Below are 21519 nucleotides of genomic sequence, written 5' to 3' on the forward strand. Positions count from 1 at the left end.
ATTACCTCAAAAAATCTATCAATGTGGGCTGTATTATACGAGCACCTACCGCCAGGGATGAACGGTATGCCATCTCCGCCATCTTAAATTCTATAGTAGCCTCTTCCTGATCCACATCCTCTACCTCAGACTTTATCTTTTTATAGTTGTCCTCATCATTTTGAAAACGCTTTGACACCAATTCCAGCCTGTTGGTCTTGCCGCCTACCTCGGCTACCTGAGATAATATATCACTGCTCTTACCCTGGAAAAGGCCTATACATTCGTCTATAACCTCAGTCTGTTTTCCATTTTCCAAAGGATCACCATTTGAATTTTTGCCATCTAAAGCCTTGCTAAACTTGTCCAGCATTGCATATACATTTTTATCACCAATGCCCAAAAGCTCGCATCCTGGGGTCGATACATCCATATATACTCCAGGCCCTATTTCATACTTTATACCTTCATTTTTAAGCTCATCCAAATTATCCACTCCCGCTGGATCATTTGGATTATAGAGCACCTTCCCATTGTATAGTAGTTTGCCATCCTCATCTACTTTGAATGGCTTGTCCACCGTATTGTATCCACCAAATATATATCTGCCTGCAAAATCGCTATTTACCGTATTTACAAGCTGCTGTTTTAATTGTTCTATCTCCTTTTGTATATGCTGCCTATCCTCTGGAGTTTTAGTATCGTTTGCAGCATCTCCCGCCAATTCATAGGCACGTCCAAGGATACTGTTTATCTCCATCAAGGCAGTCTCAGTCTCATGGAGAAATGTTTGAGCATCATTTACATTATCAGAATACTTCTTCACCACCGACAGATCCCGCCTAGCCTGTAAGCTTCTAGTGATGCCCACAGGATCATCTGATGGGCGGCTAAATCTTTTACCTGTAGTCAATTGACTATGATATTTCTCCATCCTTCCAGCATTGTTATTCAAGTTTTGCATAAATCTATTTATAAGCATCGAATTAGTAACACGCATATTCCCATCCTCCTATCATCTGCCTACCAGACCGGTACGATTTATAAGGGTCTCAAGCATTTCATCCATTGCAGTAATGGTACGGGCAGCAGCCGAGTATGAATGCATATACGTTATTAGATTGGTCATCTCTTCATCTAAAGACACCCCTGATATGGAAAGCCTTTGATTTTGTATATGCCCAGTAAGTATTTGCTGACCCTTTGCCATCTTTGTGCTATGTGATGACTCTACCGCTAACTCTGATATTACCTTTTTAAAATAATCCTCAAGGTTCCCTATCAATATACCATCTTCTAGCTTTATATTGTTTTTATTGCGTATCTTAAGCATCTCCAATGCATTTTTATTATCTCCCCAATTCTTTATCTTTTGCTGATAATCTGGATCATTAGGAGATGACGGTTCCAATTTCTGTCCTGAACATGCTATGTTAAACACGCTCTCTAATATGGCATCCGATACCTTTATATTCTTAGCAGTTATGCCTTCAGGCGGTTCAAAGAAATTGATACCTGCACCACCTTCATCAGAAATCTCTAATTCGCTATAGGTTTTACTATCATTTGGTATGGGATATCCTTTGCTATGTACCTCATTAAATGCCTTTGTAAGTCCAGCTGCAAAATTATTAAGCTGTCTTATCATATATGGTATGCCCATATTATCAGGCGTATTGCCATCCCTCATATCCACATATCCCTTTATCTCCCCGCCATTTATGGGGACCTTCAGGTCACTGTCCTTCCAATATACATTGTTTAATTTATTAAGATACTGTGGTTCCCCTGTCTGTCCCTCATATATGGGATTATCCTTATCCGCCCTTACCTCTATAAGGTTATAATGCATATGATCTACCAGCGGCATACCATCTATGTCCACCCTAAATCTACCGTCGGGGCTTTCATAGTAATCCAACTTTATAATCTGGGATAGTTCGTCTAACAACATATTTCTCTTATCCCGAAGGTCGTTGGCCTTTTCTCCACCAACTTCGAATTTAAATATCTGTTCGTTTAGATCCCGTATCTGAACTACCATATCATTTATCTCATCCACTGTTACTGCAATGGCATCATTTTGTTCCTTTTGAAGCTGTACCAACTGGTCATAATAGTGATGTATGGACTCAGTAAGTTTTATGGCATCCTGCCTGACTAGAGTCCTTATCTCCTGACTCTCTGGGTTCTTAGACATCTCCTGCATAGAGGCATATAGATCTGCCAATGCTGCATTTATACTTGCATCTGACGGTTCTCTGAATATATCCTCTATATAGCCAAGTGTATTAGACTTTATGGTCCACTCCCCAAGATGCATAGACTCCCGCCTGTACTGCCTGTCCAAATACCCATCCCGTATCTGATCCAAAGACTGTATATCTACACCGCCACCTGCCATGCCCTTACCTACTGACCTATAAAGCCCCGAATTGGCCGGCGGGGGTATGGATTTTACAGTAAGCCTCTGTCTGGTATACCCTGGTGTATTTACATTTGCCACATTATGCCCCGTAACATCCAGACCTTTTTGGCTGGCATACAGCCCCTTCCTTGCTATTTCCAATCCATAGAATGTAGAACTCATCTTTTCAACTCCCCAAACGTTTTATAAAAATAAATTAGACCGATTTATCAAAAATTCCTGAAGAACCATTATTCTTCGGTGATTTGGCATCCTTATCATATACCGTGCCACTATTTAACTGTCCCGTGAGAAAGCTTAAGGAAAAACTTACGTATTCAAGATTGGCCTTTACAAGCTGCCTATTTATATCGTTTACTGAGCTCTGCTCTGATATTATACTGGACAATTTTTCCTTTATATTTCTAAGCCTGTCCTTCGTCAAATCGTCGGCATCCTCTATCAATTCGCTGATGGTAATAGTATTATTGGATAAACCCCGCTCTTTTGAAATCATCTCTACCTGTTTTTGCCTCTGGAGCTCTATTGTCTCCAGCTTTTTTATGAGCTCCTGCTCAGACTTTGTTATCTCACCCAGCTTTTTTACATCTTCTGCTAAAAGCACCTCTGTCTTTGACTTTGACAGTTCAAGTAACTCTGTCTGTATATTATACTGTACGTCCAATATATCAATAATCTTATCCAGATGAGTGCTCACATAAATCACACCCTTTTATCTAAAAATACACCCTTTATCATTTTTGTTGCAATATCTGTACTTTTTACATCATACTTCCCAGACTCTATCAATCTCTTTATATGTTCTACCTTTCCCATACGCACACCATCATCCTGTTTTGCGGCTTTATATGCAATGGACAGGGCTTTTGCGTCCGTTGACAGCTCTAGAGCATCCCCTTTTAGTTTGCCATTCTTCTCTTTTGCCTTAGATACATTGCCTTCCTTTGCCACATTGCTCCTATATAGGCCTGTAACATACGATATGTTCTTGTTCTCTATTTTCAAGCTCCTCACTCCCTACGTTACTTTTCATTTAATATATCGGCCATATTTCAAAAAACATTTAGGGTTTTTGTGGACTATTTTTTCTAAATCTATCAGCTGTATGCATATGCCCCTTGAAATCCAGGTCTTTACCCCTATTCGCTTCTTCATTAAGTCCCTTTTTGAGCTCCCTTGTCATGTCCTGTATACAATCTTGACAATATCTGCCGCTTCTTATGGGCCGTCCACACCTCTCACAGGGCAATCCCGGGCTTGCTTCCTTAAGCTCTAGCCTACCTTCACGCAAAAAATCCAATATATATTTCTCCTCCACGTCGGTGGCCTCTGATACATCCACCACATTGGCAGCAGGATTTTCATCTATATAGTCCCTTACTCTCCTAAACATCTCCTCAAGCTCCTGTAAACAGTTATAACAATAGTTGCTGCCACTATACTGATATATTCGCCCACACATCTTACAATTTCGTATGTCCATTATATTGCCCTCCTTCGCTTAAATTCTCCATATTTCTTCCTGTAGCAAAAGTAGATACATATACTCCCGCCGCCCTATTCTCCTTTAGTACCATGCTACAGGCATCTACCGTAGCACCTGTAGTATATACATCATCCACCAATAGTACAAACTTTCCCTCTAGTTTATAAGGTTCTTCTACAGAAAATGCATCCTGAAGATTTTTCAATCTCTGAGCCTTTCCTAAATGGGTTTGGGTAGGTGTATACCTCTTCCTGATAAGGCAGGTTTCACTAACTGAAATCCCCATCTCCCGCCCTATACCCTCTGCGAGGTAATATGCCTGGTTGTATCCCCGCTCCCGTTCCCTTTTTTTATGCAACGGTACCGGTATTATAATATCAATAGGCCAATTAATCTTAGATATCTCCCCTACCATAAAAGAAGACATAATACCACCTATATCAGGTCTATTATTATACTTTAGGTTATACACCATACGTTTTGCAACGGAGGTGTATTCAAATGCCGCTACAGCCTGTATAAATTCATGCCCTCCCGCCTTGCAATCTGGACACATGATCCCATCTGAAGCTATAGGCTTGCTGCATATTATGCACCTTGGTTCCTTTACATATGGAAGGGATATATAGCATGCTGCGCATAAGCCTTTAACAGGACTTTTACATGGCACCTTACCACAACTTATACAGCCCATATCCCCAGGGTATAGTATACCTAAAACAGCATCTAAGACCACCTTTAGATCCATATACTCCCCCCTATATCCCATCAAAGGGCAGTGCTACATCAGAAGGCACAGCAAAGATATTTTTAAACTGACTTTTTAATCCTGAATATCTCTCCGCTATGCGATTATTCTGGATCATATTTTCTATGGCAGACTCCCTGCCTACGATCACCACCATATCCCTAGCCCTAGTAACTGCAGTATACAAAAGGTTTCTAGTCATAAGAAGGGGTGGTCCCCAAGCAAGGGGCAGTATAACTACAGGAAATTCACTGCCCTGACTCTTATGCACTGATATGGCATAGGCAAGCTCTATCTCATCCAGCTGGGTAAAATCATATGTAACCTCCCGGCCTTCATCGAATATTACAAGCATGGTCTGATCCTCTTCATCGATGGAGAGTATATACCCCACATCACCGTTAAATACGCCTTCACCTTTCTCTATCACACGCCCCTTTTCGGTTACCTCCCATTCGGTCTTATAGTTGTTTTTTATCTGCATGACCTTGTCGCCTTCACGAAATATAGTATCCCTATAGAGCTTTTCCTTCTTGCCATGGGATGGAGGATTTAATACCTTTTGAAGCTCTATATTTAGGTTATTTACACCAATTAAGCCCTTTCGCATGGGGGACAATATCTGCATATCCTTTAGACTATCAAATCCGGTAAACCTAGGGAGCCTGTTTAGTGTAAGCTCCTTTATGGTATTTAATATATCTGCTGGAGCATGCTTACGTTCAAAGAAAAAATCCTTCTCCCGGACATTTAGGTATGGAAACTCACCATTATTTATGCGGTGGGCATTTACTATGATCATACTCTCCTGAGCCTGCCTGAATATCTCCGTGAGCCTTACCACCTTTATAATACCACTATCTATTATATCCTTTAAGACATTACCTGCTCCCACCGATGGCAGCTGATCCACATCTCCCACTAGCACCAATCTAGTACCGGGCATTAAGGCCTTTAAAAGATTATTCATGAGTATTATATCCACCATGGACATCTCATCCACTATCACCACATCCGCAGACAGCGGGTCATCCTCACCCTTGTTAAACAGATCCTCCCCTTCTGCATATCCGTATTCCAAAAGGCGGTGAATGGTCTTTGCCTCGTGCCCCGTAGTCTCGGTCATACGCTTTGCTGCCCTACCCGTTGGAGCAGCAAGGGCCACTTCCAGCCCCTTCCTTTCAAAAAGCTTTATTATACAGTTTATGGTGGTAGTCTTGCCGGTACCTGGACCACCGGTTATTACCACTACACCATTTGATAAAGACTCTAGTATTGCCTCCTTTTGCTCTTTGGCAAATATTATGCCCTCTTCCATTTGAAACTCCTTGAGTTTGTCCTCTATCTGGTCATATACCGGTTCAAACTCCACCATGGACATCTTCATAAGCCTTTTTGCTACGCCTAGTTCTGCATAATAAAATGGAGCTAGATATATGGCCCTATCCCCCTCTATGTCCTGGGTAAATATTGCCTGACGCATGGATAGGGATACTATGGCATTTTCTATAAGGATTTTGTCCACTCCAAGGATATTTCCCACTGCCTCCTTTAGCTTCTCTTCAGGTAGATATGTATGTCCATAGCCCACAGCCTGTGATAATACATAGAGCGTTCCTGCCTCTATCCTGTATGGTGAATCAAATGTTATACCCATACTCTGGGCTATGCGGTCGGCCGTCTTAAATCCTATTCCCTGTATATCCTGGGCAAGTCTGTATGGATTCTCCTTTACAACCTGTATTGTCATATCACCATACATCTTATATATTTTAACAGCAAAGGTAGTACTTATGCCATAGGTCTTTAGGAATACCATAACCTCCCGTATCTCCTTCTGCTCTGCAAAGGATCCATATATGGACTCAGCCTTAGCCGGGCCTATACCATCTACCTCAGTAAGACGCTCAGGATGAAACTGTATAACCTCCAATACATCAAGTCCAAACTTTTCCACCAGACGCTTGGCAGTAGCGGGACCAATACCCTTAATCAGACCAGATGCCAGGTATTTTTCCATACCCACAATGGTAGATGGAGCTACCGTCTCATAGTCAAGTATCTTTATCTGTGGACCATAATCCGGATGCATTGTCCACTCACCTGTTATAAGCACCTTTTCACCTTCATTGGCAAAGGGAATGCTGCCAACTGCAGTTATTTCCCCTCCGTCATCATCCTTTAGCTCCAGTACTGTAAAACCATTTTCCTCATTCCTATATATTATTTCCTGTACAATTCCGCTTATCTCTGCCATAATGGAGAATTCGCCCTCTCTACTAAACTTAAGTAAACTATCTTCCCTTGATTATATCATATTTATGCAGCAAATTAATTATATTTTGGGACAAGGAAAAAAGCTCACTATTCACCTCATATTCAGCACACTCCATCTTGCAGCAAAGATAGGTATAATCAGTCATATGCCTTGCAAAGGCCATACGTTTTTCGATTGTAGATAATCGCTCCAATATATCTATAAACTGCCCATCCTTCAATAAAACCCTACATCCACAATCTAAATCACATACCTTATCCACCGCTTTGAATACTATATACCCTGTAGCCCCATCATCCTTACCAATGGGTCTTCTAACCTTTATAGGAACCAGAATGGTATCGGGGGATAAGGGCAGCACATTCATAGTGCGCTGCCCGCTTATCTCTGAAGCTTTTTTGTTTACCGCCCTTATATCCTTTTGATAAAGTCTAGCAAGATTTGAAATGATAGTCTTTACACGCCTTTTATCCTGCCTTGTATCCCCTCCCTTAAATAAAAGTCTACTCCCATTTCCTCCCGCCTCGTCATAGCTTGGAAGCACCCCGTATAGCTCCTTTGTCACCCATAAATTTTCATCCAAAGCTGTGCCTTTATCCATCTTTTTCACTCCTTGCCGCTTTTTCCTTTATTATATATCGAACGTATGTTCTATGTCAACCGCCTTATTTTGTCGATTTCTGTAGATTGGATATGGCAGCAGCCAGTTCGTATATGGAGCGGGTGAGGGTTTCTAGCTTATTCTCTACCCGTACCAATAGGTATACAGATACCGCTATTGGGAACCCCAAATTTGCGATCACTGAAAACATCTGCTCCATAATACTCCTCCTTTCACATGTTTTAAAAGGGGTGCAAAATGCACCCCTTTAATCCATTACACCAGCTCGACAGGCTGAACATCGGTTACTATGATATTTGCCTCAACTACCTCCCCAATGCCCCCTGGAGTTGAGAATATATTTTTAGCTTTAATAAGGTCCATAGCAGACTTTATCTCTTCGCTAGTAATGTCCTCTCTAGGCTCGTTCAATGTAAGCCTAAAGTTTTTTCCCTCTCCAGTCTTAAAAACCATCTCTAAAACCCTTGCCATCCATCTCACCTCCCTTCCCAAGAGTAAATATCCTCCTTACTCTAGATATTTACGTATTCTGCCGGTATCACCCTGCGTATACTCTCAGTTGAATATACCTGAAGTCCTACAAGGGCTTGTGCCACGTCATATACATCCTGGTCAACGGCTGAAGGGGATATTTTGTTGAATGTCTTAGTACGGGTTATTTTTCTACCATTATCATCGGTTCCCAAATCAAACTTTAGCTGTAGACTCCCTTCCAGCGGCCTTATATCAAGTGCCATATTATCACCTCCTTCCTTGATCCTTACATATAATAGAATTACTTTAGGACCAAAAAAGGATATAAAAAAAGACTGAAAATTAATTCAGTCCATCATTTTAACCCATGAAATAGTTCGCTTATCTTTTCATCTAGCTCTCCAAGCTCATCCTTATCCATGATTTTTATAAAACAATAGTCCTGTGAGAGCTTTTCAATTATCCTTATAGTATCATCTTTAGAGCCTCCATCTATAATAATTAAGTTATTTAATATCTCATCTCTACCATCGGACTTAGTCCTTAGCATAATAGCCCTTACAACGCCCTCTATGGCACTTTGACAGTCCTTTGTCCATAGTATTACCCCATATCTGTTTGCCTTTTGATCCTTCTTAAACTGTATCTCTTCAAACAGCTTTATTATAAAGAATATAAAGCCAAATATGGCAAAAGTCCATACCAATATGGCCATATATGTATCAAGGTACATAGTAAATGCCCCCTTTTCAACGTTTTATACTGCATAATATGCAGCAAGTTTTAGTATCGTGAAAAGGGGGCATACATCTATGCTATATTATTTATCAAATGCCTGTTTTTTGATTGTATCTACCTTGTCAAGCTTTTCCCATGGAAGATCTATGTCCGTTCTGCCAAAGTGCCCATATGCAGCAGTCTGTTTGTATATAGGCCTTCTAAGATCTAATTTTTTTATGATTGCAGCTGGCCTTAGATCAAAATTTTTGTTTATAATTTCAACTATCTTATCATCTGAAATCTTGCCTGTGCCAAATGTATCCACCGTAATAGATACGGGCTTTGCAACACCTATTGCATATGCAAGCTGTATCTCACATTTGTCTGCTATACCTGCTGCTACAATATTCTTAGCAACATATCTAGCTGCATATGCAGCAGATCTATCTACCTTAGTAGGATCCTTACCTGAAAACGCACCGCCGCCATGCCTTGCATATCCACCATAGGTATCTACTATTATCTTTCGTCCAGTCAGACCTGAATCACCCTGGGGGCCACCAACTACAAACCTGCCAGTGGGGTTTATATAATATTTTGTATCATTATCTAAAAGCTCTGCTGGAACAACCGCTTTTATAACCTTTTCCATTATATCATTCTCCAGCATATCCCTATCCACTCGGGGGCTATGTTGGGTTGAGATTACCACCGTATCTACACGAATGGGCTTATCATCTTCATATTCCACAGTAACCTGTGATTTGCCATCAGGTCTTAGATAATCAAGCGCTCCATTTTTTCTTACCTTTGAAAGCTGCAATGTAAGCTTATGGGCAAGTGCTATGGCCATGGGCATATATTCAGGTGTTTCATTGCATGCATATCCAAACATCATACCCTGATCTCCAGCACCTGTAGCCTCATCATCCTGCATAGCACCCATCTTTGCTTCAAGTGCCTTGTTTACACCCATAGCAATATCAGGGGATTGCTCATCTATGGAAGTTATAACGGAACAGGTGCCTCCGTCAAATCCAAATTTCGCCCTAGTATAACCAATCTCGTCTACAGTCTGGCGCACTACCTTGGGAATATCTACATAACAATTCGTTGATATCTCTCCCATTACCAATACCATACCTGTGGTAACCGCTGTCTCACAGGCAACCCTCCCATAGGGATCCTGCTCCATTATGGCATCTAATATTGCATCTGATATTTGATCACACATCTTATCTGGATGTCCTTCTGTAACAGACTCAGAAGTAAATAGTCTTTTCATAAAAGCTCCTCCTCAAAAAAATATAAACTTGGGTACTGCAACCAGCATTCCTCAAAAGGGCATAAAAAAACCCTCAAATAAGGGTTTCTATAAAACAACCCTCATCTTTCAGGAAGGCTAATGCCATCCTGTGGGAATTGGCACCAAGTCAATAAGACTGGTTGCCGGGTGTCATCGGGCCCATCCCTCAACCTCTCTCGATAAGGAAATTATTCAAATTTTATGCCTTTACTATAGCATATTCTGACATAGGTGTCAATCAAAAAAAATAGACCCAGGTTTCGGGTCTATTTACTAAATACATGATTTCCTATAGATACTGCATAGACTGCACTTCTTTCCTTCATCCATCTTGATGTGGCTATTTTGGGATTATAATAAAATAAACATCCACCAGTAGGATCATTCCCCAATATGGCATCGAAAGCAGCCCTATAGCTCTCTTCGTCGGGCGGTAAATTGATCTGCCCGTCTATGACGCAAGTAAATGCGTTTTTTTGGTATACTACTTCCGTTAACGTATTGGGAAACAAAGGGGATTCTATCCTGTTTATCATAACTGCTCCAACCGATACCTTGCCTTTGTAGGATTCTCCACGGGCTTCACCATGTATTACATGGGCAAGTAAATGGATATCCTGTGCCTTTCAATCGGTAGTTGTGCATATTTCATCTATTTTTGACCCAATATAGTCCTGACCATCCCTTTGCTGTGCAAAGGCGACTGTTGGATTTATCATATATATAGTCAGGAGGCAACAGCAAAAAACTTTTTTCATGCAAAATCCCTCCTTACGAAATATAGTTTATCTTTTTGAGTGATAATAATACATAAAACTTCTGCCATTTTGTGATATAATTTGAATTAAAAAATCGGAGGTTTTTTATGAATATTGAAAAAGCAGATTTTATTATAAAAAATATACATATACTCACTATGGATGGAGAAAAAAGGCAATACAAAAACGGGGTAATTGCCATAACAGGTGATACCATAAGCTATATAGGGGATAATATGCCCCATATGGATGCAAAAAACATAATCGATGGTAAGGGTAAAATTGCCCTCCCCGGCCTTATAAATACCCACACCCACTCTGCCATGATAATATTTAGGGGCTATGGCAATGACCTTCCACTATGGGACTGGCTATCTAAAAAAATGTGGCCGCTAGAGGATCAGTTAACCGCCCAAGATGCATATTGGCTCTCACTCCTTGCTATGGCTGAGATGATACAAAGTGGCACCACCACATTTTCGGACATGTATATGTTCATGGATAAGACAGCGGAAGCCACCTCATCCTCCGGTATGAGGGCGGTACTTGCACGTGGGCTTCAAGGACCTGATGATAAATCAAATCTTCGTATGGAAGAAACCAAATCACTATATAAAGACTGGCATAATGGTGCAAATGGTCGTATAAGGGTTAGGGTAGCACCCCATGCCATATACACCTGCTCCACCAAATACCTCAAAGAGTGTATAAAACTTGCAATCAGTCTTGATACAGGTATGCATACCCATGTATCTGAAACCCACAAAGAAGTAGAGGATTGTCTAAAGGCAAATGGCAAAACCCCTGTTAAATATCTATACGATCTAGGTTTTTTTGATCTACCTTCAATTGCAGCCCATTGTGTACACCTAAATGATGAAGATATTGATCTGTTAAAGGAGAAGAACGTACAAATAGCCCATTGTCCAGCAAGCAATTTAAAGCTAGCAAGTGGCATTGCCCCCATACCTAAGCTTGTGAAAAATGGTATTAATGTTGCATTAGGCACCGACGGTGCATCTAGCAACAACAACCTTAGTATGATGAAGGAGATGAACCTAACATCAATTATACACAAAGGTATAACAGGAGATCCTACCATAATTCCCGCACCCTATGCCCTTGAAATGGCCACTATAAATGGTGCAAGGGCACTTAATTGGCAAGATGAGATTGGAAGCCTCGAGAAAGGCAAAAAAGCAGATGTAATCCTTGTAGATACCTCAGCTCCACATTGGCAACCTATAAATGATATCCCCTCCAATATGGTATATAGCAGCCAATCTAGTGATATAGATACGGTTATTGTAAATGGAAAAATTCTGATGGAAGATGGTATCTTGAAGACCATAGATCTAGATAGGGTATATTATGAGGTGAATAGGATAAGGGACAACTTGATGTTTCAATCATGACTAAACGGTTTATTATGTAAACAAGAGGGTTTTTAAACTTATTACTATTTTGTAATCATTAATTGAAAGATATATAAGATATTTGTAAAACTTTCGAAATATATTTTGGTTATAATAAGATTACAGAAAGATTAACTCATAATAAACGGAGGGGACGCCATGAAAATGTTTTTAAGATCGGATGTGGGCAGAGGAATTACAGGAGCATTAATATCGATAGCCTTAACGTTGGCAATATTGTTCCCCGTAATATTTATGGAAATGTTTTCATATTTCGTAAGATAAATATTTAACATAATGATAAAGGACCATATGGTACTCAGATGAGTACCATATTTATTTTTTGGCCTTTGCCATAGCATTCCTGTATTGACTAGGAGACATGCCTGTATGTCTTTTAAAAAATTGGCTTAGATAATACTCACTTGAAAAACCACATTTGTCAGCTATCCATGCCACCGTTTCATCACCTTGCAAGAGTGCCCGTTTCACATGACCAAGCCTTATACCATCTATATATTCCTTAGCGGTCTTCCCCGTATTATGCTTTACTATACGGTTTATCTGCCTCCTACTCAAAAACATATGCTTTGATATGTCATTAAGGGTTATACCTTCTGAATAGTTATCCTCTATAAAACGATGTATCTGCTCCATGCGGGCATACGACGTACTGCGCTGTGGTATCTTGTATGCATTGGAATTACTATCTGTAAGGATACGCACCGACTGGATTATTATTTGACAAATAAGGCTCTGAATACGGGAATAAAATCCTATCTCCCGCCTACTAGCCTCTTTAAATACCTCATCCATCAGCTTCACTATGCCACATGTATCATCTACTGCCCGTGGATCATCGTTATTTAATGCATCCAATATGGCCTGTATCTCTTCTGTATTACCATATTCTTTATTATTCAATAGCTCTATATCACAGTTTATTGCATACTCCATGGAAGGAGAATCACCCACAAGGCGCTGCTCATGAAAAATTCCAGGGCCTGTAAGGTAGAATTGACCTTTGTTTACCAAAAACTCCCTCTCATCTGTAAATATACGGTTCCTGCCTTCCACTATATAGTGGAATTCATATGACGAATGTCTATGTCTCACAATTATGGGATTATCTTTATTAAAGGGTTGAGCACGAAACCACAATATGTTTATCCTCAAAGCATCCAATTGAAAATCCAGATCTAAAGACATTATATCCCTGGATGATATATATATATCCATAATATCTCCTGCTATATTATTTAGTATATGCAAAAAAGCAGTTGACTATATATGTCAACTGCCATATGTTCTGGTGGAGGAGGATGGATTCGAACCATCGAAGGCTGAGCCAGCAGATTTACAGTCTGCCCCCTTTGGCCGCTCGGGAACTCCTCCCCATTGCAACCGCCTTATCGGCTGCAATTCATAATTATAGAGCAAAACTTTTAAAATGTCAACCACTTTTTTTATTTTTATTAATTAACCCATACAGCCGTACCCTCAGGCATATTTTCGTATATCCAACGGCTATCCTCAACAGAGAGGCGTACACATCCTGATGTGATCCTCTCACCAAGCTCCGGCTCCTTTACATTTTTGTGTCTATCCATGGCCACTGAGTGGAATAGATAGGTGCCGTTAAATCGAACCCAATTTTTTGCACCACTTTGAAATTGGTCTGCATAAAACCACTCCCCCCTGTCAGCTATGCTAAATAACCCTCTGGTAGTGGGAGATTTATTACAACCTGTGGCGCATGGCATTACCCTCTCTATTTTCCAATTATCTTTACTACCTTTAAATACATATGTATGTTGCCTGTCTATGTCCACCCATATAAAATATTCGGTTTCACTTTCAAATTCATTATAATTTGCAAAGCCCTCTAAGTCCTCCCTATTTAAAAGTTTGGTGTTTACAGGACTATCAGGTGGAATATTCAAAACTGAATAGGGTAGCCAGCCTTCCATATCTTTGAATTTCACAAGATACCATTTTGCCGTCTTATCCTGTAATATCTCTACCTTTTCCCCTACAGATACATCCGCTAATTTCTCTGCACCAGATGATGGCTGTGAATATAGCTTTGTATCCGATTGTACTTCTGCCATGACAATATGGGGCTTAACTAGCGAAGCATAATATACCTCTAGATTTTCTTTTCCATATATGCCTTCGCTATTATCAATAACCCTATATGCAGGTTTTGGCATATCCATTGTAATATGGTTTTGATTATGTATATCTTCATCATCTTCTAGACTTTTGTTTGCATTGCCTGTTGTTGTCTTTTCTTTATCATATACACTAGTATTATTTAATGAATCATCCATTACTACTTCGTTGCTGTTAAATATAATCACGCAACATATAAGGGCTGCCAGTACAATTGTTATTAAACTTTTGTATTTTTTCAACATACAATCTCCTCTTGTAATTTCGATCTTATATCCTTATTATGAACATATTTTTCCTATCTTGCACATAATATTATAAACTAATATTTTAATGTTGACAACCTACTTTAATATTACCCAGTTAAACCTTTTTTTAAAAATAGCATTGATAAATTACTGCCTACGTGGTTATAATTAGCTTAGGTATTTTTTAAGGAGTGTTTGAATATGAGTAATGTACATATAAATAATTTTGAAAACGGTCATATCCATTTTATAGGAATAGGTGGCATAAGCATGAGCGGACTCGCAGAGATATTGCTAACAAAAGGATATACAGTTTCAGGTTCCGATATGCAGGATTCACCCATTTTACACAAACTTTCTAAAGATGGAGCACACATATATATAGGACATGATAAATCCCATATAGCAGGAGCCGATTTAGTAGTATATACAGCTGCCGTCCATGACGACAACCCAGAGATAATAGAGGCAAAATTGCAGAACATCCCCCTTATGGATAGGGCTACCCTACTTGGGCAAATCATGCAGTCCTTTAAGTTTCCCATAGGTGTAGCAGGTACCCACGGCAAAACCACCACCACATCCATGCTATCGATTATAATGCAGGATGCAAAGTTGGATCCTACAATACTGGTAGGTGGGGAATTGGATGCCATAGGTGGCAATGTACGTACTGGGAATAGCAACTATTTTATTACCGAAGCCTGTGAATATGTGGAAAGTTTTTTGAAATTCTATCCCTATATGGGCTTGATATTGAATATTGATCAGGATCATTTGGATTATTTTAGAGATTTGGATCATATATATAGTGCATTTTTTAAGTTTGCCAAACTCATACCATCGTCTGGGTATTTAATAGGATGTAACGATGATCCTAGGGTATCAAAACTTCTAACTGAAATGGACTGTAACATAATAACCTATGGCATAGATAATGCGTCTAACTGGATGGCATCTAATATACAGTATGATAAACAAGGGCATCCATCCTTTAATGCTTCATACAATGGGCAAGACATGGGGCGTTTTAATCTTAATGTACCAGGAAGTCATAATGTATACAATGCCCTTGCTGCATGTGCTGCTGCATATGCCATGGGTATATCACCTGATATCTCCAGAGAAGCCCTCAAACTCTATACAGGCACCCATAGAAGATTTGAGACAAAGGGCGAAGTAGGAGGTATTACCGTAATCGATGATTACGCCCATCATCCTACTGAGATATCAGCTACCCTGTCCACTATTGAGAAGATACCCCACGGAGATGTATGGTATATATTCCAACCTCATACCTATACGCGGACAAAAAAATTATTTGATCGATTTATCGATACCCTAAAAGGAGTTTACAATCTAATCATAACGGATATATATGCAGCCAGAGAACAGGACACTGGTGAGATACATTCAAAAGATCTGGTGGAAGCTATAAACAAAAACGGTGGTCATGCCATATATATATCCTCATTCTCTGATATAGAGGATTATGTAAAATCCCATGCAAAGGCGGGAGATATGGTAATTACCATTGGTGCAGGCAGTGTATATAAAATAGGAGAAGAGATTTTGAATAAATAAGAAATAAAAACATATCACATAGTAGAGGCACCTCTCATATTATGAACTAAAGCTAAATATTAAGAGAGGTGTACTGTATATGAATGACGTTAAAGATATGGAAAACAAAGGCTTAGGCACCCCTAGTTCAAGCGGTCTCGGTGGTCTAGCTGGTTTATTCGGCGGCGGCAATTTTTTTACCATACTTATAGTTATATTCTTTATCTTCATATTGTTCGGCGATGGATTTATACTAGGTAAAAACAATAACGAATAATGCAATACTTAAAAAGGGAGCATATGCTCCCTTTTGTCATTCCCAACTACTTAGATATTCAGCCTGTTCATCCGTTAGCCTGTCAATACTGACACCTAGTGCCTTAAGCTTCATTTCAGCTACCTGTTTGTCTATAAACTCCGGTACCTTATATACCCTATTCTCCAGCTTATCATGATTTTCAGCTATATACTTTGCCGATAGGGCCTGAAGGGCAAAACTCATATCCATTATTTCAGCAGGATGTCCATCTCCCGACGCCAGATTTACCAGGCGACCTTCAGCTAATAGATTTATTATCCTACCATCCTCCATTACATAGCCATCTATATTGTGGCGCATGGGCTTTTTAGAGATGGACATATTATCTAAATCTCTCTTCCATATTTCCACATCAAAATGTCCCGCATTTGCAAGCAATACCCCATCCTTCATCTTTTCAAAATGCCGATTTGTTATAACCTTATTGCATCCTGTAACGGTAATAAATATATCGCCTATAGCTGCTGCGTCATCCATGGACATCACCCTAAATCCATCCATTACCGCCTCTATTGCCTTTATGGGATCTACTTCCGTTACTATTACATTACCACCTAATCCCTTTGCCTTGGCGGCCACGCCTTTTCCACACCAGCCATAACCTGCTACAACCACGTTTTTGCCCGCTACTATTAGATTGGTAGTACGCATTATGCCATCCCACACCGACTGGCCTGTACCATATCTATTATCAAACAAATACTTACAATAGGCATCATTTACAGCTATCATGGGAAACTTCAAAAGTCCTTCCCGTTCCCTAGCCCTCAGCCTTATAACGCCTGTCGTGGTCTCTTCACTCCCGCCTAATACATTATTTGCAAGGTCACTGCGAGTAGTGTGAAGAAGATTTACCAAATCTCCCCCATCATCTATTACTATATCCGGCCCAAAATCCAGTGTTTTATTGAGATGAGAAAAATACTCCTTCTCCGTAGCCCCATGCCATGCGTATACATTAAGCCCCCCCTTTGCAAGGGCTGCGGCTATTGGATCCTGAGTAGAGAGGGGATTACTGCCGGTAACTGCTACCTCTGCCCCTCCTGCTGCAAGCACCGTACACAGGTATGCTGTTTTTGCCTCCAAATGCACCGATACAGATATCTTCTTCCCTGCCAGAGGTTTATTTTCTATAAATTCTTTCTCAATATGGTTCAAAAGGGGCATATATCCCCTTACCCATTGTATGCGTCTATCACCTTCAGGGGCTAGATTTATATCCCTTATGATATTTGACACTATATCATCTCCTTTATTCGTTATTATAGATAGCTTTTCCCTTTGATTATAACAAATTTTGTGGTATAATGTACATAGCTCCCCGATATAACAATTTTTTCATTTCAGTTGTTACAAGTTTTCTTCCAGAAGAGTTCCTAAACCTTTGTAAATGGCGGGAGCTTATAAAATGTAGGGAGGGAACAAAATGTCTGCCCAAAATGAAGTATTTGTAAAGGAGTTCAATGCCGATATGGGTGAACTCTCAATCAATGTAGCAGGTTCTAAACACTGGAAGAGATTCGCTGCTAGTCAAATAGCCGAAATCAAGAAGAACAACATCGAACAGAAAAAATTATTTGGTAAGAAATCTGTACAAAGACTAGAAATAGTTGTGGATGGCGATGAAAGCACTTATATAATACAAAAGGACAAATTCAAAGATGATTTCGAATGGGTTGAAGATGTGCTTAAAAAATTCGCAGAAAAAAACAAGATAACATTTGAGGGATAGAATAAAGTCCAGGCAGAGCCTGGACTTTATTCTATCTATTATTAAAATTTCACCTTAAATGTCTTTATCTCATAGGGCTTTATATCAAAGGTAATGCTATTGCCATCTATATTTATATCTTCCGTATCCTTCTCCATAAGGTTACATTCCCTAGCTTCCTTAAGATCCTTAAAGAATGTCAGGGTAGCTTTTGTACGCCTGTTATAGCATTCATACATCCTTATTATGGTATGATCCGTATCTTCAGCCTTCTTTACTACTTCTATTATAACATTTTCTGCATCTACCTGAACCATGGACATGGCGGATGGCATACTCCCGCCATGGGGCTGTTCTACCTTTGTATATAGTGGCACATTTAACTCGTATGCCATCTTGACTGTGCCTGCATCTCTCCAGTCCCCTCCGTGCGGATATAATGAATAGGTAAATCTATGCTCTTCCCTATCAGCAGTAGGGTTAGGCTCCATACCTGATTTTAAGAGTGAAAGCCTCATTATGCTATCCTTTATATCATAGCCATATTTGCTGTCATTCATAAGGCTGACACCAAATCCATCCTCTGATACGTCTGCCCATTTATGCGCACATACCTCAAATCTTGCCCAATCCCATGATGTATTCCAGTGGGTTGGCCTCTCAACATTACCATACTGTATTTCATATGTGGCCTTTGGTGCCAGTACATCCACAGGAAACGCAGCCTTTAAGAGCACCTGATCTTCCTTCCAATCCACATAGGTTTCAAAATCTATCCTGGATATATCCCTATATATGCATATATCCTGAATGATGGTAGAATCCTGGAATTTTCTGTAGATACGCAGTTTGCCCATTACTGCACCATTTTCCACAACTTCTATCTTCTCCACATCGTCTACTTCCCACATCTTTTCCTGATAGAATATGTCTATATCCCAGTTATCATAGTTCATAGGTTTATCTTCAAAGGCCTGCAATACATTACCCCTTTCGCCAGGCTTTAATACTTCGCGATCGTTTTTCTTATCATACATTGAGGTAAATGTACCCTTTTCATCCATATCAATACTAAAGAAGTCGTTCTCCAGTCTAGCTTTAGATACAATCATACATTCTTCGTTATTTTCAGTGCCCTCTGTCAGTTCAAAACATTTGTAACCCTTTGAGGGAATATCCTTTGCAAAGAATGCCAGTTTCATTTCCCCATCCTTTTCTACCATCTGAGATGGCAGTATATTGCCTTTTTCATCCATAACCTTTGGATGTTTAATACCATCGGGTAGACTTACAAATGCCACATCACTCCTTGTAAAAGACAGTGTATTGTATACTATCACCGACGGCTTATCTAAGGATATGTTCGCAGAAATAGTATCAAGGGCCTTTTTAGCCATATCTTTACCATTATTTAATATTTCCTTGTATTCTTCCTTGGTAACATCATATACCTCTTTTATAGAAGAGCCAGGAAGTATGTCATGGAATTGATTTCTTAATATTATCTCCCAATTGTCATTTAATCTCTTTTGCGGATACTCATATCCCACATGACCTGCGAGGGATGACAAAAACTCTACATCCTGATATAAAAGCTCGCTTTTCCTATTATCCCTTTTGTTCCTTGCCATAGATGTATACGTACCCCTATGGTATTCAAGGTATAGTTCTCCTACCCACTTAGGCAGATTTTTTTGATTGGACACTTTTTTATCTAAACGTTTAAAGTATTCACCTGCAGTGCCCATCTGTACCTTTGGACAGTTTGGTATACCCTTTGACATACGCCTTGCATTTTCCAGCATATCCTTGGTAGGGCCACCACCACCATCCCCATATCCGAAGGATATTAATATATCATTATTTATATCCTTTTGCTGATACCTCTCCCATGCACCCATTACGGCACCCGGATGTATATATCCATTATATGTGGTAAAATGACCTGCCCAGTTAAAGTTTGCATCTCTAGTAGTAACAAAATGGGTAAGCACCTCTGTACCATCTATGCCTTCCCACATAAATGTATCATAGGGAAGTTTATTAAATTGGTTCCAGCTTATCTTGGTAGTCATAAAATAATCTATATCGGATTTTTTAAGTATCTGAGGAATAGCAGCACTATACCCAAATACATCGGGCAGCCATAGCACACAATTCTTTACGCCAAACTCTTCCTCAAAAAATCTTGTACCAAACAATATTTGCCTAACAAGTGATTCACCGGATGTAACATTACAATCAGCCTCTACCCACATGGCCCCATCTGCTTCCCAGCGTCCTTCGCCTATCTTTTGCTTTATGCGCTCATAAAGCTCTGGGTGATCCTCTTTAACAAACTTGTATAGCTGAGGTTGACTGGACATAAACATATACTCAGGGTATTCATCCATTAGATTAAGTACAGTAGCAAAGCTCCTTGCTGCCTTTTCCCTGGTTTGAGCCACAGTCCAAAGCCAAGCTACATCGATGTGTGTATGGCCAACACAAGTAGCTATGACATCATCATAGTTACACATTTTTTCATAGAATTCCCTTTGTAAAAAGGCATCAGCCTCGTCTATGGAGTCATAAAACGCCTTTGAATAAGGTTTTCTAAGGTCTAAGATGTTTATGGTTTCGTTGAGTACCTTTAAAATATCTATAGTGGTCTTGTTGTCTTTATCCATACCACTTGCCACTATTGCCGGTACCTTTATGTTGTAATAGATATTTCGTATCTTTTCATCAAGTGCCACAAGTTGAACTAAGAGATCTGCTTTTTTATCATCCATACCGCTGTATGCATGAAGGTCTATCTGATATTCATCTCCCGCCTTTGCCTTACGAGATAGTATCACCTCCCGGTGATTGACATCTAATCCTTGAACCATCTGTCCATTTACAAAAAGTATAAACTGGGGATTTGTAGCATCCCATCCGGTAGCACCAGTAGATACGTATAATGCCACCATTTTACCATCAAACTGCTGAGGAACCTTTACTGTGGTCCTAAACCAAGCATGTAAATCCCTGCCGCCCCATTTTTCACCGGTTGTAAACTTTTGCCATGACGATTCATCTTTATCTACATCAACTACTTCTTTAAAATTGCCTTCCTTCATTAGATAATCATTTACCCTAGTCCTATCTAAATAAACATAGCTATTTAGCTGACTTGCTATTTTATTTATTCTCTCTAACGTGAAAAACATCATATCACTCCTCTCAGCATACATTATATCTTGTTAGGCACAAAATTATAATAAGATAGAAGGACATAAATTTAAGATTTTGGGACATAATCCAT

Annotated in this window: 24 protein-coding genes, 1 tRNA gene and 1 riboswitch; of the genes, 5 read left to right on the forward strand and 20 right to left on the reverse strand. The window is 39.7% G+C overall.

What is annotated here, in order from left to right; all coding sequences use genetic code 11:
- Position 1: 1 nt before the first annotated feature.
- The 15 genes from flgL to EJN67_RS14370 form a co-directional block, all read right to left on the reverse strand.
- Entirely contained in the window at positions 2-979 is a 978-nt protein-coding gene (gene flgL / locus EJN67_RS05630; RefSeq protein WP_129723365.1) for a flagellar hook-associated protein FlgL, read from the reverse strand.
- Positions 980-994: 15 nt separating this feature from the next.
- Positions 995-2569: a flagellar hook-associated protein FlgK gene (gene flgK / locus EJN67_RS05635; protein ID WP_129723366.1), complete on the reverse strand. Its 1575-nt coding sequence runs from the start codon at positions 2567-2569 to the stop codon at positions 995-997.
- Between the two features lie 34 nt (positions 2570-2603).
- The gene (locus tag EJN67_RS05640; RefSeq protein WP_165000756.1) at positions 2604-3104 is read right to left on the reverse strand and encodes a flagellar protein FlgN; all 501 of its coding nucleotides are present in this window, start codon (positions 3102-3104) and stop codon (positions 2604-2606) included.
- Between the two features lie 5 nt (positions 3105-3109).
- Complete coding sequence (gene flgM / locus EJN67_RS05645) at positions 3110-3412, reverse strand: flagellar biosynthesis anti-sigma factor FlgM (RefSeq protein WP_165000757.1); 303 nt, start codon at positions 3410-3412, stop codon at positions 3110-3112.
- Positions 3413-3470: 58 nt separating this feature from the next.
- Entirely contained in the window at positions 3471-3890 is a 420-nt protein-coding gene (locus EJN67_RS05650; protein ID WP_129723369.1) for a TIGR03826 family flagellar region protein, read from the reverse strand.
- Positions 3871-4641 carry a ComF family protein gene (locus EJN67_RS05655; RefSeq protein WP_129723370.1) on the reverse strand — a complete coding sequence of 257 codons (771 nt, stop codon included), beginning with the start codon at positions 4639-4641 and terminating at the stop codon, positions 3871-3873. The genes EJN67_RS05650 and EJN67_RS05655 overlap by 20 nt, the downstream gene beginning before the upstream one ends.
- A 10-nt stretch (positions 4642-4651) precedes the next feature.
- Positions 4652-6898 (reverse strand): SF1B family DNA helicase RecD2, encoded by a 2247-nt coding sequence (gene recD2, locus EJN67_RS05660; protein WP_129723371.1) that lies wholly within the window; start codon positions 6896-6898, stop codon positions 4652-4654.
- A gap of 37 nt (positions 6899-6935) precedes the next feature.
- On the reverse strand, positions 6936-7520 hold the full coding sequence (locus tag EJN67_RS05665; protein ID WP_129723372.1) for a hypothetical protein: 585 nt from the start codon (positions 7518-7520) through the stop codon (positions 6936-6938).
- Positions 7521-7584: 64 nt separating this feature from the next.
- Positions 7585-7740: a YvrJ family protein gene (locus tag EJN67_RS05670; RefSeq protein ID WP_129723373.1), complete on the reverse strand. Its 156-nt coding sequence runs from the start codon at positions 7738-7740 to the stop codon at positions 7585-7587.
- Positions 7741-7796: 56 nt separating this feature from the next.
- Positions 7797-8012 carry a DUF2922 domain-containing protein gene (locus tag EJN67_RS05675; RefSeq protein ID WP_129723374.1) on the reverse strand — a complete coding sequence of 72 codons (216 nt, stop codon included), beginning with the start codon at positions 8010-8012 and terminating at the stop codon, positions 7797-7799.
- 41 nt (positions 8013-8053) lie between these two features.
- Positions 8054-8278: a DUF1659 domain-containing protein gene (locus EJN67_RS05680; RefSeq protein ID WP_129723375.1), complete on the reverse strand. Its 225-nt coding sequence runs from the start codon at positions 8276-8278 to the stop codon at positions 8054-8056.
- A 92-nt stretch (positions 8279-8370) separates the two neighbouring features.
- Positions 8371-8748: a hypothetical protein gene (locus EJN67_RS05685; protein ID WP_129723376.1), complete on the reverse strand. Its 378-nt coding sequence runs from the start codon at positions 8746-8748 to the stop codon at positions 8371-8373.
- 87 nt (positions 8749-8835) lie between these two features.
- On the reverse strand, positions 8836-10020 hold the full coding sequence (gene metK, locus EJN67_RS05690; RefSeq protein ID WP_129723377.1) for a methionine adenosyltransferase: 1185 nt from the start codon (positions 10018-10020) through the stop codon (positions 8836-8838).
- Positions 10021-10118: 98 nt separating this feature from the next.
- Positions 10119-10227, reverse strand: a riboswitch (SAM riboswitch).
- 80 nt (positions 10228-10307) lie between these two features.
- On the reverse strand, positions 10308-10655 hold the full coding sequence (locus EJN67_RS05695; protein ID WP_341538797.1) for a cell wall hydrolase: 348 nt from the start codon (positions 10653-10655) through the stop codon (positions 10308-10310).
- Between the two features lie 12 nt (positions 10656-10667).
- Positions 10668-10799: a hypothetical protein gene (locus EJN67_RS14370; protein WP_279387717.1), complete on the reverse strand. Its 132-nt coding sequence runs from the start codon at positions 10797-10799 to the stop codon at positions 10668-10670.
- Between the two features lie 107 nt (positions 10800-10906).
- Between EJN67_RS14370 and EJN67_RS05700 the strand changes: the two genes are divergently transcribed.
- Both EJN67_RS05700 and EJN67_RS14375 read left to right on the forward strand, forming a co-directional pair.
- A complete protein-coding gene (locus tag EJN67_RS05700) occupies positions 10907-12214 on the forward strand; it encodes an amidohydrolase family protein (RefSeq protein WP_129723379.1) in 1308 nt (435 codons plus the stop codon).
- A 159-nt stretch (positions 12215-12373) separates the two neighbouring features.
- Positions 12374-12499 (forward strand): hypothetical protein, encoded by a 126-nt coding sequence (locus tag EJN67_RS14375; protein WP_279387718.1) that lies wholly within the window; start codon positions 12374-12376, stop codon positions 12497-12499.
- A 51-nt stretch (positions 12500-12550) separates the two neighbouring features.
- Here the strand turns inward: EJN67_RS14375 and EJN67_RS05705 are convergent, their stop codons facing one another.
- The 3 genes from EJN67_RS05705 to EJN67_RS05715 all read right to left on the reverse strand — a co-directional run bounded on the left by EJN67_RS05705 (position 12551) and on the right by EJN67_RS05715 (position 14634).
- A complete protein-coding gene (locus tag EJN67_RS05705; protein WP_129723380.1) occupies positions 12551-13453 on the reverse strand; it encodes an AraC family transcriptional regulator in 903 nt (300 codons plus the stop codon).
- A gap of 71 nt (positions 13454-13524) precedes the next feature.
- A tRNA-Tyr gene (locus EJN67_RS05710) sits at positions 13525-13609 on the reverse strand.
- 80 nt (positions 13610-13689) lie between these two features.
- Complete coding sequence (locus tag EJN67_RS05715) at positions 13690-14634, reverse strand: L,D-transpeptidase family protein (protein ID WP_129723381.1); 945 nt, start codon at positions 14632-14634, stop codon at positions 13690-13692.
- A gap of 204 nt (positions 14635-14838) precedes the next feature.
- Here EJN67_RS05715 and murC point away from each other — a divergent pair, with 204 nt between their 5' ends.
- Both murC and EJN67_RS13995 read left to right on the forward strand, forming a co-directional pair.
- Positions 14839-16221, forward strand: coding sequence for a UDP-N-acetylmuramate--L-alanine ligase (gene murC / locus EJN67_RS05720; RefSeq protein WP_129723382.1), 1383 nt, complete (start codon positions 14839-14841; stop codon positions 16219-16221).
- A gap of 79 nt (positions 16222-16300) precedes the next feature.
- Positions 16301-16477 (forward strand): hypothetical protein, encoded by a 177-nt coding sequence (locus tag EJN67_RS13995; RefSeq protein WP_165000758.1) that lies wholly within the window; start codon positions 16301-16303, stop codon positions 16475-16477.
- Between the two features lie 36 nt (positions 16478-16513).
- Here the strand turns inward: EJN67_RS13995 and EJN67_RS05725 are convergent, their stop codons facing one another.
- Positions 16514-17758 carry an adenosylhomocysteinase gene (locus tag EJN67_RS05725; protein ID WP_129723383.1) on the reverse strand — a complete coding sequence of 415 codons (1245 nt, stop codon included), beginning with the start codon at positions 17756-17758 and terminating at the stop codon, positions 16514-16516.
- A gap of 187 nt (positions 17759-17945) precedes the next feature.
- On the opposite strand from EJN67_RS05725, the gene EJN67_RS05730 reads away from it, so the two are divergent.
- Complete coding sequence (locus EJN67_RS05730; protein ID WP_129723384.1) at positions 17946-18251, forward strand: hypothetical protein; 306 nt, start codon at positions 17946-17948, stop codon at positions 18249-18251.
- 41 nt (positions 18252-18292) lie between these two features.
- Here EJN67_RS05730 and EJN67_RS05735 read toward each other — a convergent pair whose 3' ends face one another.
- Positions 18293-21424, reverse strand: coding sequence for an alpha-mannosidase (locus EJN67_RS05735; RefSeq protein WP_129723399.1), 3132 nt, complete (start codon positions 21422-21424; stop codon positions 18293-18295).
- Between the last annotated feature and the right edge of the window lie 95 nt (positions 21425-21519).

The sequence above is a fragment of the Xylanivirga thermophila genome (assembly GCF_004138105.1).
Lineage (GTDB): Bacteria > Bacillota > Clostridia > Caldicoprobacterales > Xylanivirgaceae > Xylanivirga > Xylanivirga thermophila.

What these genes read in the sequence shown, in the direction of transcription:
- EJN67_RS05685 (WP_129723376.1), bottom strand. Translation starts at nt 8,748, where the DNA reads ATGTACCTTGATACATATATGGCCATATTGGTATGGACTTTTGCCATA.
- EJN67_RS05670 (WP_129723373.1), bottom strand. Translation starts at nt 7,740, where the DNA reads ATGGAGCAGATGTTTTCAGTGATCGCAAATTTGGGGTTCCCAATAGCG.
- EJN67_RS13995 (WP_165000758.1), top strand. Translation starts at nt 16,301, where the DNA reads ATGAATGACGTTAAAGATATGGAAAACAAAGGCTTAGGCACCCCTAGT.
- EJN67_RS05700 (WP_129723379.1), top strand. Translation starts at nt 10,907, where the DNA reads ATGAATATTGAAAAAGCAGATTTTATTATAAAAAATATACATATACTC.
- EJN67_RS05735 (WP_129723399.1), bottom strand. Translation starts at nt 21,424, where the DNA reads ATGTTTTTCACGTTAGAGAGAATAAATAAAATAGCAAGTCAGCTAAAT.
- EJN67_RS05680 (WP_129723375.1), bottom strand. Translation starts at nt 8,278, where the DNA reads ATGGCACTTGATATAAGGCCGCTGGAAGGGAGTCTACAGCTAAAGTTT.
- metK (WP_129723377.1), bottom strand. Translation starts at nt 10,020, where the DNA reads ATGAAAAGACTATTTACTTCTGAGTCTGTTACAGAAGGACATCCAGAT.
- recD2 (WP_129723371.1), bottom strand. Translation starts at nt 6,898, where the DNA reads ATGGCAGAGATAAGCGGAATTGTACAGGAAATAATATATAGGAATGAG.
- flgK (WP_129723366.1), bottom strand. Translation starts at nt 2,569, where the DNA reads ATGAGTTCTACATTCTATGGATTGGAAATAGCAAGGAAGGGGCTGTAT.
- EJN67_RS05675 (WP_129723374.1), bottom strand. Translation starts at nt 8,012, where the DNA reads ATGGCAAGGGTTTTAGAGATGGTTTTTAAGACTGGAGAGGGAAAAAAC.
- EJN67_RS14375 (WP_279387718.1), top strand. Translation starts at nt 12,374, where the DNA reads ATGAAAATGTTTTTAAGATCGGATGTGGGCAGAGGAATTACAGGAGCA.
- EJN67_RS05730 (WP_129723384.1), top strand. Translation starts at nt 17,946, where the DNA reads ATGTCTGCCCAAAATGAAGTATTTGTAAAGGAGTTCAATGCCGATATG.
- EJN67_RS05665 (WP_129723372.1), bottom strand. Translation starts at nt 7,520, where the DNA reads ATGGATAAAGGCACAGCTTTGGATGAAAATTTATGGGTGACAAAGGAG.
- EJN67_RS14370 (WP_279387717.1), bottom strand. Translation starts at nt 10,799, where the DNA reads ATGAAAAAAGTTTTTTGCTGTTGCCTCCTGACTATATATATGATAAAT.
- flgL (WP_129723365.1), bottom strand. Translation starts at nt 979, where the DNA reads ATGCGTGTTACTAATTCGATGCTTATAAATAGATTTATGCAAAACTTG.
- EJN67_RS05705 (WP_129723380.1), bottom strand. Translation starts at nt 13,453, where the DNA reads ATGGATATATATATATCATCCAGGGATATAATGTCTTTAGATCTGGAT.
- murC (WP_129723382.1), top strand. Translation starts at nt 14,839, where the DNA reads ATGAGTAATGTACATATAAATAATTTTGAAAACGGTCATATCCATTTT.
- EJN67_RS05650 (WP_129723369.1), bottom strand. Translation starts at nt 3,890, where the DNA reads ATGGACATACGAAATTGTAAGATGTGTGGGCGAATATATCAGTATAGT.
- EJN67_RS05715 (WP_129723381.1), bottom strand. Translation starts at nt 14,634, where the DNA reads ATGTTGAAAAAATACAAAAGTTTAATAACAATTGTACTGGCAGCCCTT.
- EJN67_RS05655 (WP_129723370.1), bottom strand. Translation starts at nt 4,641, where the DNA reads ATGGATCTAAAGGTGGTCTTAGATGCTGTTTTAGGTATACTATACCCT.